Below are 958 nucleotides of genomic sequence, written 5' to 3'. Positions count from 1 at the left end.
TTGAGTTATTAATTTAAAATCCGTATTTTAATGCTTTAAAACATTAAGATATGGAACAATATGAAGGTAAAAATATACTAAACTTTGTAAAAGAACTACCCAATGACGATAAATGTAAGGCATATTTGGCAAAATATAAATGGCAAGATGGTTTTGTATGTCCCAAGTGTAATGGTAATCATGGATGTATGAAAAAGGATTATAGATACCATTGTTACCAATGCCATCATGTAGAGAGTTCTACTGCAAATACACTATTTCATAAAGTGAAATTTGGTTTACAAAAAGCCTTTTGTGTTGTCTTTGAAATGACAACAACCAGCAAAAGTCTCTCAAGCACACAGCTTGCAGAACGTTATGGTATAAGTCAAACGTCCATGTGGTTTTTCATGCAAAAGGTTCGTAAGGCTATGGAGAGTTCCAAAAAATATGTGTTATCTGAATTGGTTCATGTAGATGAATTTACCGTTGGAGGAAAAGAAGATGGAAAACAAGGTAGAAGCTATGATAGTAAAAAGAAAAAGGCAGTAATAGCTGTAGAGCTTACCAATAAACATCAAGTAAAACGTGTTTATATAAAATCCATAGATGATTACTCCTCAAAGTCCTTGACACCAATATTTGAAGAACATATTTCCACCTCGGCAAAGGTCTTTACAGACAAATGGCGTGGTTATGAACCTTTGAAATCAACTTATGACATCACGCAGATTCAAAGTAATAATGGGAAGAATTTTAAAAAACTACATATCATTATTCATCAAGTAAAATCATGGTTAAGAACAATACCAACTCACGTGAGCAAATGGCATATTCAAAAATATTTTGATGAGTTTTGCTATCGAATTAATAGATCGCAATCAAAACAAAATATTTGGCACAATTCCATTATGAGAATGATTAATAAAAAACCTATATATTGGAATCAAATAAAACAGAACGTAACTTAATAACTCAA

Annotated in this window: 1 protein-coding gene; it reads left to right on the top strand. The window is 31.4% G+C overall.

Features of this window, described 5'->3' with window-relative positions; all coding sequences use genetic code 11:
- Positions 1–50 precede the first annotated feature (50 nt).
- A complete protein-coding gene (locus K7G79_RS14685) occupies positions 51–950 on the top strand; it encodes an IS1595 family transposase (RefSeq protein ID WP_223552349.1) in 900 nt (299 codons plus the stop codon).
- Positions 951–958: the final 8 nt, after the last annotated feature.

The sequence above is a fragment of the Aestuariivivens sp. NBU2969 genome (assembly GCF_019931125.1).
In the GTDB taxonomy this organism is placed as follows: Bacteria; Bacteroidota; Bacteroidia; order Flavobacteriales; family Flavobacteriaceae; genus Aestuariivivens; species Aestuariivivens marinum.
This window is presented reverse-complemented; position numbering and strand designations above follow the sequence as displayed.